Source organism: Pseudomonas syringae CC1557, assembly GCF_000452705.1.
GTDB classification, from domain to species: Bacteria; Pseudomonadota; Gammaproteobacteria; order Pseudomonadales; family Pseudomonadaceae; genus Aquipseudomonas; species Aquipseudomonas syringae_F.
The window spans coordinates 2,204,093-2,220,350 of the sequence record NZ_CP007014.1 but is presented as its reverse complement, the minus strand read 5'-3'; the positions used below and the strand labels follow the sequence as shown (position 1 = coordinate 2,220,350).

12 protein-coding genes and 3 pseudogenes are annotated in these 16,258 nt (G+C 58.6%); 9 read left to right on the top strand and 6 right to left on the bottom strand.

From position 1 onward, the window contains the following. Positions 1-49: 49 nt before the first annotated feature. Positions 50-1,081: pseudogene (locus N018_RS28530) on the bottom strand (HAMP domain-containing protein); the annotation flags it as partial. 317 nt (positions 1,082-1,398) lie between these two features. Between N018_RS28530 and N018_RS10220 the strand changes: the two are divergent. From N018_RS10220 to N018_RS10210, 3 genes are all read left to right on the top strand, one after another. Then, positions 1,399-2,226 carry an HDOD domain-containing protein gene (locus N018_RS10220; protein ID WP_024647113.1) on the top strand — a complete coding sequence of 276 codons (828 nt, stop codon included), beginning with the start codon at positions 1,399-1,401 and terminating at the stop codon, positions 2,224-2,226. A gap of 181 nt (positions 2,227-2,407) precedes the next feature. Continuing rightward, complete coding sequence (locus tag N018_RS10215) at positions 2,408-4,384, top strand: DNA topoisomerase III (RefSeq protein ID WP_025389477.1); 1,977 nt, start codon at positions 2,408-2,410, stop codon at positions 4,382-4,384. A 118-nt stretch (positions 4,385-4,502) separates the two neighbouring features. After that, positions 4,503-4,901 carry a RidA family protein gene (locus tag N018_RS10210; protein WP_024647115.1) on the top strand — a complete coding sequence of 133 codons (399 nt, stop codon included), beginning with the start codon at positions 4,503-4,505 and terminating at the stop codon, positions 4,899-4,901. An 8-nt stretch (positions 4,902-4,909) separates the two neighbouring features. On the opposite strand, the gene N018_RS10205 is transcribed toward N018_RS10210, so the two are convergent. Further along, on the bottom strand, positions 4,910-5,221 hold the full coding sequence (locus N018_RS10205) for a DUF6482 family protein (protein WP_024647116.1): 312 nt from the start codon (positions 5,219-5,221) through the stop codon (positions 4,910-4,912). Between the two features lie 208 nt (positions 5,222-5,429). Between N018_RS10205 and N018_RS10200 the strand changes: the two genes are divergently transcribed. Beyond that, entirely contained in the window at positions 5,430-5,801 is a 372-nt protein-coding gene (locus tag N018_RS10200; RefSeq protein WP_024647117.1) for a PH domain-containing protein, read from the top strand. Between the two features lie 52 nt (positions 5,802-5,853). Here the strand turns inward: N018_RS10200 and N018_RS10195 are convergent. Next, a pseudogene (locus N018_RS10195) lies at positions 5,854-7,645 on the bottom strand (methyl-accepting chemotaxis protein). A gap of 283 nt (positions 7,646-7,928) precedes the next feature. On the opposite strand from N018_RS10195, the gene N018_RS10185 reads away from it, so the two are divergent. Beyond that, a complete protein-coding gene (locus N018_RS10185; RefSeq protein ID WP_025389475.1) occupies positions 7,929-8,873 on the top strand; it encodes a DNA/RNA non-specific endonuclease in 945 nt (314 codons plus the stop codon). Positions 8,874-8,955: 82 nt separating this feature from the next. Here the strand turns inward: N018_RS10185 and N018_RS10180 are convergent, their stop codons facing one another. Together N018_RS10180 and N018_RS10175 are read right to left on the bottom strand one after the other, a co-directional pair. Then, complete coding sequence (locus N018_RS10180) at positions 8,956-9,789, bottom strand: DUF1206 domain-containing protein (protein ID WP_024647121.1); 834 nt, start codon at positions 9,787-9,789, stop codon at positions 8,956-8,958. A gap of 106 nt (positions 9,790-9,895) precedes the next feature. Beyond that, on the bottom strand, positions 9,896-10,987 hold the full coding sequence (locus N018_RS10175) for an SMP-30/gluconolactonase/LRE family protein (protein WP_025389474.1): 1,092 nt from the start codon (positions 10,985-10,987) through the stop codon (positions 9,896-9,898). A 203-nt stretch (positions 10,988-11,190) separates the two neighbouring features. On the opposite strand from N018_RS10175, the gene N018_RS10170 reads away from it, so the two are divergent. From N018_RS10170 to N018_RS10160, 3 genes are all read left to right on the top strand, one after another. Further along, positions 11,191-11,562, top strand: coding sequence for a hypothetical protein (locus N018_RS10170; protein WP_025389473.1), 372 nt, complete (start codon positions 11,191-11,193; stop codon positions 11,560-11,562). A 2-nt stretch (positions 11,563-11,564) separates the two neighbouring features. After that, the gene (locus N018_RS10165) at positions 11,565-11,747 is read left to right on the top strand and encodes a DUF1289 domain-containing protein (protein ID WP_024647124.1); all 183 of its coding nucleotides are present in this window, start codon (positions 11,565-11,567) and stop codon (positions 11,745-11,747) included. Positions 11,748-11,853: 106 nt separating this feature from the next. Continuing rightward, complete coding sequence (locus N018_RS10160; protein ID WP_025389472.1) at positions 11,854-13,107, top strand: MFS transporter; 1,254 nt, start codon at positions 11,854-11,856, stop codon at positions 13,105-13,107. A 6-nt stretch (positions 13,108-13,113) separates the two neighbouring features. On the opposite strand, the pseudogene N018_RS10155 reads toward N018_RS10160, so the two are convergent. Continuing rightward, positions 13,114-13,862: pseudogene (locus tag N018_RS10155) on the bottom strand (carbon-nitrogen hydrolase family protein). Between the two features lie 251 nt (positions 13,863-14,113). Here N018_RS10155 and N018_RS10150 point away from each other — a divergent pair. Beyond that, positions 14,114-16,225, top strand: coding sequence for a TonB-dependent siderophore receptor (locus N018_RS10150; protein ID WP_025389471.1), 2,112 nt, complete (start codon positions 14,114-14,116; stop codon positions 16,223-16,225). Positions 16,226-16,258: the final 33 nt, after the last annotated feature.

Genomic DNA, 16,258 nt, shown 5'->3' with positions numbered 1-16,258 from the left:
GTTGCGCCGCAGTCGAGGCCACTTCGCGGATCGACGTGTGAATACGCTCTACGAAATGGTTGAACGACTCGGCCAGCGAGCCGAACTCATCGTGCGAAGTGATGGCCAGACGCTTGGTCAGGTCACCTTCGCCGTCAGCGATATCACGCATCGCACGGCCCATCTGATGCAACGGTTGCATCAACACACGGATCAACAGGCCCAGCAGCAGGATGATCACCATCACCACGACCACCATCGCGGTGATGGCCGAGGTGCGGAACTCGGTCAGCATGGCGTAGGCGGAGTCTTGCTCAAGTACCAGCGCCACGTACCAGTTGGCCGTCGCTACGCCCTGAACAGGAGTGAAAGAAATGATCTCGGGCTCTTTGCCAGAATCGATTTCGGTCACGCCGGTAGCAATTTTCGGCGTATTGGTCGGGTAGGCTTCGCTGATGTTCTTGAGCACCAGTTTGCTGTCTGGATGCACCAGAATCTTGCCGTCGGCACTGACCAGAAACGCGTAACCGTGACCATCGAAGTTTAGCGAGTTGATGATTTTGGTGACGTTATCCAGCGAGATATCAGCACCGGCAACACCGACGAGCTGATTCTGAATCTTGACCGGTGTGGCAAGGGTCATTACCAGCTTGCCGGATGACGCCGCAATGTACGGTTCGGTAACGATGGTCCCCGCCGCATTTTGCGCAGCCTTGTACCAGCCGCGCGCACGCGGATCGTAATCAGCCGGACGGTTGGCGGCCGGAACCGAAAACATCACGCCTTCAGTGCTGCCGAAATAACTGAGCTGAAAGTTGTCGCTGTAGGTCGCCAGACCGATTGCACGCTGCAACTGAGGCAGCTCCTTGCCATCCACAGCGATTTGCTGCGACATCGATTGCAGCAACTGAATGCGGCTCTCCAGCCAGGTCTGAATATTTTGCGTGGTCAGTGAACCCAGTTGTTGCAACTCGGACTTGACGCTGGATTTGAGTGACTGACGTTGTCGATAGTCATTGATGACAATGAATGCACTAAACGCAACCACCACGATCAGCGCGGCAGCGAGAAGGATTTTTTTGCTGAAACCCAGACTTTTCATAGCAGTTACTTCCACGGCAAAAACCAATTGGGACGATCTCTGGATCGTCAATCAAACATCACAACTGCACCGTCTCTTCAACGGGGCAAAATACGGGCCGTTCAGCAACCTTGTTCGACAGGCTTGGCCAGGCAGGGCCAAGCCGCGGCAATTTACGGAATTGCTTCTGTCGACATATCGGCAGCGACTGACAAGTCTTTGATTTATTTTTTTATGACGCTTGGGATACCGGTCCCACAATCGAGTGCAAAACGTGCAGAGCTTAAAAAACTGGCTATGGTTGAAATCATCCCCGCCGTGCAGAGGATGGCCTTGCCATGCTGAGTATTGAAAAACTTTTTGACGATTTGCATAGTCTCCCGAGTATTCCCAAAGTGGCTCAGGACCTCATGCTGCAGTTCGATAATCCCTCCTCCAACCTGGAAGGCATTGCCCGCAACATAGAGAAGGACCCGGTGATTGCCGCCAAAGTGTTGCGTCTGGCCAACTCGGCAAGGTTTCGCGGTTCGCGGGATTCCTCCAGCATCGAAGACGCGGCCATGCGTCTGGGCTTCAACACCCTGCGTACGCTGGTCATGGCATCTGCGGTGACCGGTGCGTTCAAGGCCGGGCCGAGTTTCGATCTCAAGGGCTTCTGGCTGAAAAGCTTTCAGGTTGCGGGTATCTGCCGAATGCTCGCCAGACAAGGCAGCGTCGATCCGGAAACGGCTTTTACCTGTGGCGTGATGCATAACATCGGCGAGCTGCTGATCCAGACCGGCGCCCCCGAGGTTGCAGAACGCCTGAACAATGCCGCCAAGGCCAACACGCCGGGACGAGGCGCCAGCGAAACCGTGCAACTGGGTTTCAGCTACCCGGAAGTCGGTGCTGAACTGGCCCGTCGCTGGCATCTGCCGCAGGTGATTCTGCAGGCCATCGCCTACCAGGCCAAACCGATGCAGGCGCCATCTGACGCGCCGTTGCCAAGGATCGTCGCGCAAGCCATCACCATCTCGGACGCACTGGAAGCTCACGGCGGTGCCACTCCCGAAGCGCAAAAAGCGTCTGGCGGACCGTTGATGGAGGGCATCAACCTGGACACACTGTTTGCCGGGTTGCCCGCCGTGCTGGAGGCAGACAAGGCGTTTTCGGAGCTGCTGAGCTAAGCGAGACAGCCTGACAGCCTGCGAAATACCGTCTTCGCTCAACCGCGCTGGCGTGCGCGTGGCAACGCGCACGACAGCGCCTGAAACCCTTTTATCTGTATATCCATACAGATAAAACTTGCCCCACGCCCGTTCAAAGTTCATCCTTGCAGCCTCACACCGGTAATCGACGACGGTAGTCATGCGGCTGTTTCTTTGCGAAAAACCTTCTCAAGCCAAGGACATTGCGGCTGCGCTTGGCGCTACCCGACGTGGCGATGGCTGCTGGGTCGGTGCCAACGCGACGGTGACCTGGTGCATCGGCCACTTGCTGGAAACCGCCCCGCCCGATGCCTACGATGCGCGTTACAAGCGCTGGGTACTGGAAGACCTGCCCATCGTCCCGGAGAAGTGGAAGATGCTGGTCAAGCCCCGTACCGCCAGCCAGTTCAAGGCGGTCAAGCGGTTGCTGGGCGAGGCACAGGAGCTGGTGATCGCCACTGACGCAGACCGCGAAGGTGAAATGATCGCCCGCGAACTGGTCGAGCACTGCCGCTATCGCGGACCGATCCAGCGGCTGTGGCTGTCGGCACTCGATGACGCCTCGATTCGCAAGGCACTGTCCGCGCTCAAGCCAGGCGCCGATACCTTCAGCCTGTATCACTCGGCCCTCGGTCGATCGCGTGCCGACTGGCTGATCGGCATGAACATGAGCCGTCTGTTCACGTTGCTGGGTCGGCAATCCGGTTACCAAGGCGTACTGCCGGTCGGGCGCGTACAAACCCCGACGCTGCGTCTGGTGGTAGACCGCGATCGCAGCATCGCTGACTTCGTGCCCGCGCCCTTCTGGGCCATCGACGTCAAACTGCTGCATGACAATCAAGCGTTCATCGCCCAGTGGCGCGCGCCGTCGGATGCCTGTGACGATCAGGATCGCTGCCTGAACCAGCCACTGGCGCAACAGGCTGCCGAGGCCATGCGCAATGCTTCCAGCGCCACACTGCTCAAGCTGCGCACCGAGCGGATACGCGAAGCCGCACCATTGCCGTTCGACCTCGGCACGCTGCAGGAAATCTGCTCGAAAAAGCTTGGTCTCGGTGCGCAGGAAACCCTTGATATCGCCCAGTCGCTGTATGAAACCCACAAGGTCATCACCTATCCGCGCAGCGATTGCGGTTACCTGCCGAACAGTCAGCATGGCGAAGCAGCAGGCATCATCGCCGCGCTGGGCAAGGCGGACCCGGCGCTCGCCGGTTTGCTGCCACACCTTGACCCGCAACGTCGTTCGCGCGCCTGGAACGACGCAAAAGTCACGGCTCACCACGGCATCATCCCCACTGCCGCCGTGCGTGGCGTCGAACGCCTGACCGGCAAATTCCGTGCGGTCTATACCCTGATCAGGGCGCGCTATCTGGCGCAGTTTCTGCCCAACCATGAATACGACCGGACCCAGGCCGACTTCGACTGCGCAGGCCATGCCCTGCGCGCGGTCGGCAAGCAGATTGTCGAGCCCGGCTGGAAACGCGCCATGCCCGAGGCGCTGGCCCCGGCCAAAGGTCGGGAAGCGCCTGCCCCGCAGCCACTGCCCAAGCTGTTTCAAGGCTGCGAGTGCGCAGTGGCCGAGGTCGTTCTAAAGGACCTCTGGACCCAGCCGCCCAAACCTTTCACCGAAGGCGACCTGATCAAGGCGATGAAAAACGTCGCCAAGCTGGTGGAAGATCCACTGCTCAAGCAGAAGCTCAAGGACACCACCGGCATCGGCACCGAAGCCACCCGTGCCGGGATCATTCAGGGCCTGCTGGATCGTGGTTACCTGACCAAGCAAGGCAAGGCGCTGTGTGCCACACCGGCAGCCTTCAGCCTGATCGACGCGGTTCCTCGCGCCATCGCCGACCCAGGTACCACGGCAATCTGGGAACAGGCGCTGGACATGGTGCAGAGCGGCGAGATGAGTCTCGAAGAGTTCGTCGCCAAACAGGCGGCGTGGATGAGTAAACAGGTGAGTCGCTGCGTCGGCATGCGCATGACCATCAGCGGCCCGGCCAGCCCGTCAGGCGTTGCGCCGCCCTGGAAGAAAAAACGCAAGACCGCAAAACGCGGTGCTGCGACAGCTACCGCGCCAGCGGGCGGCGCCGTGAAGAAACCGCGCCGCGCTGCCAAACCAGCCGCAAAGGGCTGAGCCGCAGCGATACCTGACGCGCAGCGCCAACCCGGTCATTGCACTGTTCCGAGGGTACTTACTTAGACGTTACAGACTTAGATGTTACAGACTCAGACGTTTCAAACAGGTGCTACACATGTCAGATCGCGAAATCATCGTTCCACCCACCATGCAGTCGATCATGGACCGCGCAGGCTATGCGCCGGCCGTCAGAGTGGGAAACACACTCTATTGCGCCGGGCAGGTAGGGCGTACACGGGATATGGAAGTCATTCTCAACCCGGAGGCGCAGTTCGTGGCCTGCTGGGAAAATCTGCGCACCGTGCTGGCCGAGGGCGGCTGCACGTTCGACGACATTGTCGACATGACCACTTATCACGTCGCCATGAGCGAGCACATGCCGGTATTTCGCGAAGTGAAAAACCGCATCTTCCCGCGTGGCCAATGCGCCTGGACCTGCATCGGCGTAGCCGAGCTGGCACACCCCGGCCTGTTGCTGGAGATCAAGTGCATCGCGGTCAGGCCCGACGCCTGACGCAGCGATCACAGGCTCGATCGCAACGGAATCTCGTGGCGAGATGACTCTGGCTGGACGCTGTCCAGCCCTACCATCTCATCGTGAGCAACGGCCTGGGCCATGAACAGCTTCACGTCTGGCACCGAAGAAAGCAGCTTGCGGGCTTCTTCCAGCGAGGCAACGTGCAGGGTTTTACCGGTCGAGTCCTGAACAGGTACAGACTTGCCATCCACCAGTGCGTGGAGCACGTAGGATCCGCCTTCCATGGAAATCAGATCGAGTTCCTGAATCTTTTTATCCTTCACATGCTTTGTCAGGTCTTGAATGTTCAAAGTCACACCTCCGTGGGCGTTCTGGAAATCAGCGCCTTGTAGAAATTGAGCCTTTGCCAGCGCGAACGTTCAGTTGTTTCAGATCCGTCCGGCACAATCCTCATGTCTCGCTGCAACATAAAGCGCTACGGCCAATGCTATTCTGCCCTGCCACCGGGCACACTGCATGCGCCTTTCACGCGCCTGGTTCAAGTAAACATTCAAGGATAGACAGATGATTGATTTCAATAACAAGGGCTTCTTCAAACTCAAACAGAATGACGAGTATGCAGAGCGGGTCAAGGATCTGCTGCTTGATAACGAAGAGGTTATCGATGCTTACAAGTCCATGCGTGATGGCGTAGTTTTTACGAACAAGCGCATTATTTCGGTGAATGTGCAGGGTTTGACCGGCAGCAAGAAAGACTTCACTTCCCTGCCGTACAAAAATATCGTGGCATGGTCGGTTGAAACATCGGGCACCTTCGACCTGGACTCTGAACTGGAAATCTACTTCTCGGCAATCGGCAAGGTGAAATTCGAATTCACCGGCAAGACGTCGGTCGTGCAGATATCCAGGTACATCTCGCAACATCTGCTGGGCTAACAGCCATTGTCAGCCTGCGCCAGGCGCAGGCTTGTCAGCCCTGAACAAGTGTTTATTTGCCCAGCAAAAGGGCCGCATCGAAGCCCATCCGCAAGTTGCCCCAGTGGCGCCCCTCGAAAAAGAACGGCACATCGATTTCGGTCATGATCTCGCCGGTATCACGCAAGTAAGTCTGTAACAGGAAGCGCTGTTTGTTACCCGCTGCGCGCAGGCCGATCGGGTCGGAAAACATCCGTTTGTTGCGGCACACGGGCAGGTCGACTTCGCGGTTGCCGGTGGGTTTTTGCGACACCCAGCTGTTGTTGACCGGGCAATAGCCTTTGCTGTCTACGATGAATGTCACCTTGCCGCCCCGCGTGCCTTTGGTCAGCTTGTCGCATTCTTCCTGACAGACCTGCGCGAAGCGTTCGGTGTAACCAGTGGTGTATTGCTTGGGGTCGGTGCCCGGAATCAGTTTGTAGCTTTGATCGAACAGGTTGACGCCCTGCTTGTGCAGCTCGGCCAGGCGCACCTGCAGAATGTCACGACATTGGCTGGCCCGGGTGATCGCCGCGTCCAGTTCGCCATGACCCAATACGAACCGGCCGAGCAACGCCTGAACCTGTTCAGCCACACCCGACAGATCACGGGTCGCCGTTGCAGAGTGTTGCATGCGCTGGTCAATGGCCTGGCTGTCGGAATAGATCCGCGTCACCCGCTCGTTGATTCCAGTATTGGTGGAGGCGAACTGCTGGATATGCTCTGCGATATCGGCCAGTTTGTCGTTGGTGGACTCGAAGTCGCCGATCATGCTTTCGAAATGACCTGAGGCGCGTTCCACGACCATCTGGGTTTCCCGTGCGCTGTGGCTGATCTGAATGGTCTGTTGGTGCGTTGAACTGACTTCCTCAAGCATCGCGTCGATGTTGCGGGAGATATCTTCCGTCGCCCGGCTCACATTCTGCGCCAGGGTACGCACCTCGTCGGCCACCACGGCAAAGCCAGCTTTCACCGGCCCGCGCAGCTTCAATCGCCGCATTAAGGGCAAGCAAATTGGTCTGGGCCGAAATCTGCTGGATCAGCCCGACGATGGATTTGATGCTTGATGAACGCTGATTCAGCCCCGACACCAGCGTGCCGAACTCATTGAGGCTGCTGGATATCTGGCTGATATTGCCGGTCACTTCCAGCAGTTCGGCGTATGAATCACGGGCCATGCTCAGGTTTTGCGCGGTGGTGCTGGAAATGCCCTGAGTCTGCTGCGAGACATCCTCGATGCTGCCCACCGCCATGTTGCTCTGATCCATGACTTCACGTGCAAAGCGCGCCTGATCGGTAGCGCTGTCACTGGAGTCACTGATGTTTTTCAGCGAGCGAGCCGACTCGACCGCAATCTGCACCGTCAGCCCCTGAATGCTGCTGATGACCTCACGCTGTTTGGCCAGAAAGCGATTGCAGGTACTGGCCAGCACGCGAATTTCGTCATGGGTGAGCAGCGGCAAGTCCTTTGACAGGTCGCCCTCGCCGCTGGCGACCTCTTCCAGTGCACGGGTCATGGACAGGACCGGGCGCACGATCAGGTGGCGAAAGTACCAGATCATGAAGCTGACCATGACCAGGGTGAAGAGCGTGCTCAGCAGAATGGCGTTACTCAGCGCATCAAGCTGGCTCTGGATCTGGCCCAGTGCGGCAGCGTCCATTTGCGTGCCTCGCAATTGCAGCATGATGTCGGAGCGAATGCTCAAGGCCACCCAATACAGCAGCGCGCTGACCAGGACCAGCAGAAAAAGACTTGATAGCTTCTTGGTCAGCGTGTCGAAAAACTGCTTTTCAACTGACTCATACAAAGCCTTTAACGTCTGCATTCTGCTGCTCCTGGGGTGGAAGGTAATTCACATGCGATGGTTAACGCCCGTGGACGCCAAAGCTTTAACGCATGAACTGCCATGCGCAGAGCTGACACTACAGTCACACAACTCACGGCGCTTATTACGCCGCAGATTACTGCCGGCCCGGGCTATTTGATATTAAAGATGAAAACGATCAACCGATGGCGAAAGCTGTTCGTCCATCCTGGCCTGACGCGGGCCTGTAACGCGACTATGGTGAAGTATTACAACATTCGTGCCTAACGCAGGAGCAAGTACCGTGCCTGACAAGAAGTTAACCGCCGACCTCGCTTACCGCCCCCGTCTTGCCGACCTCAAACCCTTGGCGTCCAGCTCCGCATTGCTCGAGCCACAGGCGCTTGCTGCACCTCGCACTACACCGGCAAGTGACTTGAAGAAGCGCAAGGGGTATGCCGACAACTTCCTCGGTGACTTCATCGTGCCCTGGCCTTCGGTGGACGAGGAACTGGCGCCTGATGTGTATCCGCTGCAAAACACCGGCAATCGCCTAGATTACACGCACTTTTCCATCACCATGTCGCGCAGCCGGCGTTTGGCGCTGTATGTCGGCGTCAATATCGATGGTGCCAGCAGCGTAGAGGTCAAACGCAGCAAGGACTCCTGGTCATTTGACGGCCGCTTGCCCGCCGAAGCGCAGATCGGCGAAAGCGTGTACGCCGACAATTTGCTGGATCGCGGTCATCTGGTCAGGCGTCAAGACCCCAACTGGGGCAAGGAAGCCGAGGTTGCCAACAGCGACACCTTCCACTTCACCAACTGCTCGCCGCAGATGGGCGCGTTCAATCAAAAGACCTGGCTGGAGCTTGAGGATTACATTCTCGATAACACACGACGCTGGAAATCACGGGTAACCGTGTTTACCGGGCCGGTGCTGCGCGACGACGATCGCAGTTACCGCAACATCAGAATTCCTTCAGCGTTCTGGAAGGTCGTGGCGTTTCTCGGCGACGACGGCAAGCCCTCGGCCAGCGCCTACATGATCGATCAAACCAGCGAGCTGGGGAAGCTGGACATCATGTTCGGCCCGCTCAGAACGTGGCAACGCAGCGTCGCGCAGATCGAACAGCTCACCGGGATTCGTTTTGGCGATCTGTCCGCTTACGACGGTTTCTCCAACGAAGAACGCCTGACCGGCACGCGCATCGAAGCGCAGATCCGTGGGCCGCAGGATATTCGGGTGTGATTCGCTCGAGGGCTGCCTGACCCGATGGTCATGCAGCCCTCCGTTTACCAGCAATCAGCAATCAGCAATCAGCAATCAGCAATCAGCGAAAATGGCGGGTAACCGCGTCCGGCGCACTCGGTACATCCATGTTGATCTTGCGCCATGCCGCCTGAGCGAAGCTGTACACCGAAAACGCGATCAGCCCCAGCGCCACTATCAGCAGCACCAGCCCGCCAGCAGGCAGATCCTGCAAACCATTGAGCGCGTCCTTCATACCCGGCGGGTGCATAGCCTGATAGCTGGAGCCACTGACGGCCAGCAACACGGCGATTTCAATGAACGCCACTCCGCGAGCAATAAGACCGAAGCGCGAGACGGGACGGACATACTTCATGACGTCTTCGTCGGCCTCGAAATACTTCTCGAATGATGCCTTGTAGCCCTTGATGATGTGCACGATACCCAGTCCCAGCGGCACCAGGGCAACCACGTACACCAGCAGGTTGGAGTGTTCCCACGAGAGGATTGACGCAAGCAAGTCCTTGGTCTGGCTGCCGCCCGAGCCACCGGAGCTTTTCAGCCCGCTGACCAGCAGGCCAAGCGCGAAAAACGCCAGCGCCCCGTAGGTGAAACCGCCCACCAACAGCCCGCCCCGAATCACCAGCCCCTTGAGCTCGCGACCATGATGGTCGACGTCGCGCGTGGCTTGCAGCACTCGCCAGGCAGCGAACGCCAAAAGACCGACCACCACCAGTCCGACCAGCACGTTTCCGAACGGCTGACTCAACAACGCCTCAAGGCTGCTGTGGCTGTCAGCCGGTTGCGATGAGCCCTGAGCTGCCAAAACGGCAAACAGGCCAATAATCAGATAAACCACACCACGAGCGGCGTAACCACCTCGTGCGAGTAAAACAAGGCCGCGTTGCGCCGACATAAATAACTATCCCTGAAAGTAATTACAGGAACAGACCCGGCATGTCCGCAGGGGTTCGACCCGATTGACGGCGCGCAATGCACGCCGCCGTGTGACGCTGATCGGGTCAGGCGAAGGTGGCGCCGCGAGCATTTACAAACACCGAATAAAGCGAATGGCTGCTGGCCATAAAGAGCCGATTGCCCTCACGCCCGCCGAAGCAGACATTCGCGCAGCGCTCCGGCAAGCTGATATGGCCGATGGCTTTACCTTGCGGATTGAACACCCGCACGCCATCAAGCTTCTCCATATCGGCCCTGGGGTCACCGTTACCACCCCATCCACACCACAGATTGCCGCTCTCGTCGCACTTGATGCCGTCGATGGCCGCGTACTCCAGGCCTTCAATATGCTTGCGCCGAGCGCCAAGCGTGCCGTTGTCATTGACCGCTATCGCCCAGATGAGCGCGTTGGGTTTTGCGCGACCTTCGACCACATACAAGGTTTTCTCGTCCGGCGAAAAGCACAGCCCGTTCGGGCCTGCCAGATCATCGATCACCCGGCTGACCGAACCGTTCGCAGGGTCGATGCGGTAGACCCCGAAAGGCTGCTCCTGCCTGACCTTGCGTCCTTCGTAGTCGCTATTGGCCTGAAAGGTCGGATCGGTGAACCAGATCGAGCCATCACGCTTGCAAACGATGTCGTTGGGAGAGTTGAAAGGCTTGCCGTCAAAACTGTCAGCCAGCACGGTGATGCGCCCGTTGTACTCGGTACGCGTCACACGCCGCCCCTCGCTGGTGGTGCTCGATCCTTCACAGACCAGCAAGCGCCCCTGACGGTCGCGGCACATGCCGTTGGAAAAATTCGAATGCTCGCGGTACACGGACAGCTCTCCCGTCACCTCATTCCAGCGCATGATGCGGTTATTGGCGATATCGCTGACCAGCAGATAGCGACCGTCGCCAATCCAGACCGGCCCCTCGGCCCAGCGCATGCCGCTGGCCAGTTTCTCGACGCTGGCGTTGAAGATGCGTATGTCCATGAAGCTGTCATCCAGAGCGCTGACCAGCGGATCGGGGTAGCGCTGGGTCAGCGGCTCGGCGAAGGACACGCGCGGCAGCGAGCCAAGGGCGGCCACGGTTGCCGAAACAGCCAGTGACCTTTTCAGAAAGCCCCGACGGTTTTGGTCAGTGACAGTGTTTGAGGGGGTGAAATCCATAATGTGTCTTCCTTGTTTTTTTACAGTGGAACGCGCTTTGTTGCAGGACAGGGTGGTCTGCGCCCTGTCCAGATGTTGAGACCGCACCAACAGCAGATGAGTGCGGCTGACAGCCAGGAATGATTGAGCGGTTTTGGTCTTGGGGGCTGATCCGACAATCAGGTATCGTGCGCAGCCAAACCTTCTATGCACCCAGGTCTACGATGCCCTCAAGCAAACGTGAGCAGGCCCACACAGAGCGCCTTTTGGTAACTGTGCTGACGCAAGCCTGCGAGACAGCCAAGTCTGAAATGCCCGGTTTCTGCTGGCTGACTCACGAAGTCGATTACGCAGCCTTCCCGGCCAGCCTGCAGGTGATCTGGGTCTTCGATACGCTGGCAGACAAGAATGCCGCGCTGGCAGGCGGGCTGGATAAGCGGATGATCGAATTGACCGCTGAAGCGTTCGAAGAGGCGCAGGTGAATGTGCCGAAAGTCTCGGCGCATGTGCAGGTCGATTGTGAAGAGCAATGCCACATCGAGAACGGCGGTGACTGGCAGCAACGTATCAGGCGCAAATACGCCAGGCGAGGTTGAAGATGGCCAAGGATATCGAAAACCCGTGCATTTCCGTGTGCCAGCTCAGTGGCGACCTGTGCGTCAGTTGCGGGCGCACCAAGGAGGACATTCGCAAATGGAAGCGCATGAAACGCCCGGAGAAGATGGCCGCCGTGCAACGTGCCGGGCAGCGTATGAAAAGCCTGCAAAAAAAGAGTCCTTGATACTCGAAAGTTTCACCTGCGGTCAGGAAACTCTGGAAAACAGCTTATGTCAGAATGTTTCTTGACTCGGTTACCTGGGGTCTGACGAACGACGGGAATATGACTCTTGACCAGCCATGCAGATCGCCGCAATACCTTTTCACTGGATAGCCTGAACTTCTTTCTCGCCGACGTGCGCGATGGCCTGGGTCCGTACCTGGCGATTTACCTGCTGGCGGTCCACAAATGGGACCCGGCAAGTATCGGGGTGGTCATGACCATCGCGGGTATCGCCGGGTTGCTGACCCAGACGCCTGCCGGAGCCTTGATCGACCGCACGCCCTACAAGCGCGCGATGATCGGCGTCGCGGCGTTGCTGGTAACCCTGAGCTGCCTGATTTTGCCCTTTACCTCGTCATTTACTCTCGTCGCCCTGACCCAGGCGCTGAGCAGCGTTGCCGCCTCGGTGTTCGCGCCCGCCATTGCCGCCATATCGCTGGGCATCACCGGGCCGAAAGCGTTTACCCGACGCACCGGGCGCAACGAGACTTTCAACCACGCGGGCAATGCTTGTGCAGCCTTGCTGGCAGGCGGGTTTGCCTATCTGTTTGGCCCGATTGCGGTGTTTTATCTGATGGCTGCCATGGCGCTGGCGAGTGTGGTCGCGATCAGTTTTGTCTCTGCCGACGCGATTGATCATGACGTTGCGCGCGGCTTCGATGCGAGTCACGACTTCAGCGCTCATCAACCTTCCGGGCTGGCCGCACTCCTCAGCAATAAGCCATTGCTGATGTTCGGTATCTGCTGCGCGCTGTTCCACCTGGCCAATGCGGCGATGCTGCCGCTGGTGAGTCAGAAACTCTCGCAGATCAACATGCAGATGGCGACGCCGCTGACCTCGGCATGCATCGTTGCTGCGCAATTAGTCATGGTCCCGGCGGCGCTACTGGTGGGGATGAAAGCGGATGTCTGGGGGCGCAAACCGCTGTTGCTGGCCGGTTTTCTGTTCCTGCCGATTCGCGGCGTGCTCTATACCTTTTCCGATGATCCGTACTGGCTGGTGGCGGTGCAGATGCTCGACGGTATCGGCGCAGGCCTGTTCGGTGCCCTGTTCCCGTTGATGGTCAAGGACCTGACCCAAGGCAGCGGGCGCTTCAACGTAAGCCTCGGTGCATTGTCTACCCTGTTTGGTCTGGGCGCGGCCTTGAGCAACAGCCTGGCCGGCTTTGTCGTGCATGCGGCGGGCTACAGCGCAGCGTTCCTGACCCTGGCGGCGGTTGCGGCCGCTGCATTCGTGCTGTTGTGGCTGGCGGTGCCGGAGACACTTTCGCGGAGCAACCCTGCGGCGACTCCACTGCCTGAGCAGGCAGTGAGCACATGAACTGAATTACGCCGACGTCACCACCTGAACCTGCCAGCCCTCGCGCTGGCAGGTCGCAATTACCAAACCGTGCCCTGCCCCGTCCATCCCGCCGACCCGGCGCCCCGCTTCATCCCACATACCGCTGCAGCCCGCCGACGCCCAGCCGCCAGTGGGTGCACCGTGATTGGCCATCAACACCGGCAACGAATGACGTCGGGCATGCCCCGAAAGAAGCTCGGCATCGTGCTCATAACCACCCGGCGAGATCAGCACGCTTGCGGCGTACAGCCAGGCACCCCCATCCGAGATGCGTTGCGCATGCTCGGGACGACTGAAGTCGGCACATACGCAAAGGCCGACTCGATGCTGATCGAGTGGTAGATAGCAATCTTTGCTCCCCGGACTGAACACCGCGTCTTCACCGGGATGCAGGTACTGCTTGGCGTACGCAATGACCTCGCCCTCAGCCGTGAACGTAAGCGCGCCAATCTGCACACTGTCGTCCGACCCTTTAAGCGGAACACCCACGTGGTGATCAATCGCAATTGCATGGCCAGCGCGCGAATGGGTTGCAGGCGTGCATCGTTTGACGTCATGGCCAGTTCACGAGCGAGATCAGGCTCATAGCCGGTCAGCGACAGCTCTGGAAACAGCAGGTAATCCACCCCCAGATCAGCGGCCCGTTGCATGAACGCCAGGTGCCCGGCGAGATTGCGCTGGAAGTTGCCCCGTAGGGAGCAGAACTGGGCGGCGGCGAGTGTCGGTGACGTCATGGGGTCTTCCATTGATTAAGCCAGATGCAGTCCAGGTTTTTAACGCTGAGCGCCGCGGGAGATAGTCCCACAGAACACTCATCGTCATACACAAACCGGGCTGGTCTGACTCTCGCGTCACTGCTCTGAAGCGACAGGCCACTCGGAACGGTATCGACCTGCACATCAATGCTGAATCAAGCCACCATGACAAACAGTAATAATTCTCAAAGGAGATGTTATAGTATAACTAAATAATCAGGAAGTCTCACATGTCGTCTCGTAGAATCGCATCTCTGGCAGGCTTGGCAATTGGGGTATTGAGCAGCAACAGCTACGCAGAAGAACAGCCACAGACCATTGAGCTGGAAAGCATCAACGTCTCCTCCGACTATCAGTACGAGTCCGCAACCAGCCCGGTTCAGGGCTACCGTGCCACCCGCTCGGCCACCGCCACCAAAACCGATACCGCGCTGCGGGACATACCGCAGTCGATCAGTGTGGTGCCTGCGTCTGTGCTCAAGGATCTGGGCAGCAACAGTGTCGAGCGTGCGCTGGAGTTTGCAGGCGGTGTATCGAAGCAGAACAACTTCGGCGGCCTGACGCTTTATGAGTACAGCATCCGTGGCTTCACCACGTCCGAATTCTACAAGGACGGTTTCAGCGCCAACCGTGGTTATCCAACGACGCCAGATGCCGCAAACATCGAGCGTATCGAAGTGCTGAAAGGCCCGGCCGCCAGCCTGTATGGCCGTGGCGATCCAGGCGGCACGGTCAACATCGTGACCAAAAAGCCCCAGCGCGAAGCGTTCACCACCTTGCAGACCAGCGCGGGCAGTTGGGACCGCTATCGCACCGCGCTGGACGTCAACACGCCACTGGACGCAGACGGCAACTTGTTGTCGCGGGTCAACCTGGCGGTCGAAGACAACAACAGCTTTCGTGACCATGTCGAGAGTAAAAGGGTTTTCGTCGCGCCTTCCTTCAGTTGGCAACTGAACCCTGACACCAGTCTGCTGGTGGAAACCGAATTCGTCCGGCATACATCCACCTTCGACCGTGGCGTGGTCGCCCCCAATAACACATGGAGCGGCGTGTCCCGCTCAACCTTCCTCGGCGAACCAGACGACAACATCGACAATGACAACAACATGGTTCAGTTCGCCCTCGACCATCAGCTCAATGATGTGTGGTCGCTGCGCCTGGCCAGCCATTATAAACAGGGCGAGATGTCAGGCTTTGCCAGCGAGGCGCGCCCGCTGAATGCCGACGGGCACACTGTCAACCGCCGCTATCGCGAACGCGATAACAACTGGCATGACAGCATCACCCAGCTGGAATTGCGCGGTCTTTTCGAGGGCATGGGGGTCGAGCACGAGGTGCTGATCGGCACCGAATACGAGAACTACCGCAAGAACGAACGGGTCACGACCATTGCGGGCAGCCCTTATGCCATCGACATCTACAACCCGGTTTATGGTCAGCCGAAGCCGAATGGCGCGCGTTCCGGCACAGATTTCTATGAGCACATCGAAAGCCGTGCGCTGAACCTCCAGGACCAGATCGTCTTTACCGATAAATTGCGCGGCATGATCGGCGCACGCTATGAACATTTCGATCAACAGGTCGACGACTTCACCACCAATGCCACCTCCGGTCAGCGCCACGATGCGTTTACCCAGCGCGCCGGGCTGCTTTATCAACTCACGCCGCAGGTCGGTCTGTTCGCCAATGCATCGACCTCGTTCAAGCCCAATAATGGCCTGGACGCAGCTGGCAAGACCTTCGACCCGGAACAAGGCGTCGGCTACGAGGCTGGCATCAAGAGCGAGCTGTTCGATGACCGCCTGAGCACCACCCTCGCCGCCTTCCATATCGAGAAGGAAAACGTGCTGGCACTGGACCCCGGCACTGACACCAATCGCGCAGTGGGCAAAGCCCGTAGCCAGGGTGTCGATGTGCAATTCACCGGGCAAATCAATGACGCCGTGCGGGTGATCGGGGCGTTCGCCTATATCGATGCCGAAGTCACCAAGGGCGACCGGACCCTCCCGGCAGGCAGCCCCATCCTCGGTGTCGCCAAACACAGTGGCAGCCTGTTGGGCGTCTACGAATTCCAGGAAGGCGTATTGCGCGGCTCGGACGTGGGTGCGGCGTACACCTACGTGGGTGACCGATCAGGGCAGTCCGGCACTGATTTCGAGCTACCCGCTTATCAGACCGTCGACTTGCTGGCTCACTACAAGGCCACTGAGAACGTCACAGTCGGCCTGAACCTGAACAATATTTTCGATGAAAAATACTACGAGCGCTCTTACAGCAACTACTGGGTCGCACCCGGCGAACCGCGCAATTTTACGGTCAGCCTGACACTCAGCCTTTGATCCCACGCTCACTCGACTTCCAACCCCAAGGAT

Coding starts and splice junctions, on each gene's coding strand:
- N018_RS10220 (WP_024647113.1), top strand. CDS start 1,399: ATGCTGAGTATTGAAAAACTTTTTGACGATTTGCATAGTCTCCCGAGT.
- N018_RS10215 (WP_025389477.1), top strand. CDS start 2,408: ATGCGGCTGTTTCTTTGCGAAAAACCTTCTCAAGCCAAGGACATTGCG.
- N018_RS10210 (WP_024647115.1), top strand. CDS start 4,503: ATGTCAGATCGCGAAATCATCGTTCCACCCACCATGCAGTCGATCATG.
- N018_RS10200 (WP_024647117.1), top strand. CDS start 5,430: ATGATTGATTTCAATAACAAGGGCTTCTTCAAACTCAAACAGAATGAC.
- N018_RS10180 (WP_024647121.1), bottom strand. CDS start 9,789: ATGTCGGCGCAACGCGGCCTTGTTTTACTCGCACGAGGTGGTTACGCC.
- N018_RS10175 (WP_025389474.1), bottom strand. CDS start 10,987: ATGGATTTCACCCCCTCAAACACTGTCACTGACCAAAACCGTCGGGGC.
- N018_RS10170 (WP_025389473.1), top strand. CDS start 11,191: ATGCCCTCAAGCAAACGTGAGCAGGCCCACACAGAGCGCCTTTTGGTA.
- N018_RS10165 (WP_024647124.1), top strand. CDS start 11,565: ATGGCCAAGGATATCGAAAACCCGTGCATTTCCGTGTGCCAGCTCAGT.
- N018_RS10150 (WP_025389471.1), top strand. CDS start 14,114: ATGTCGTCTCGTAGAATCGCATCTCTGGCAGGCTTGGCAATTGGGGTA.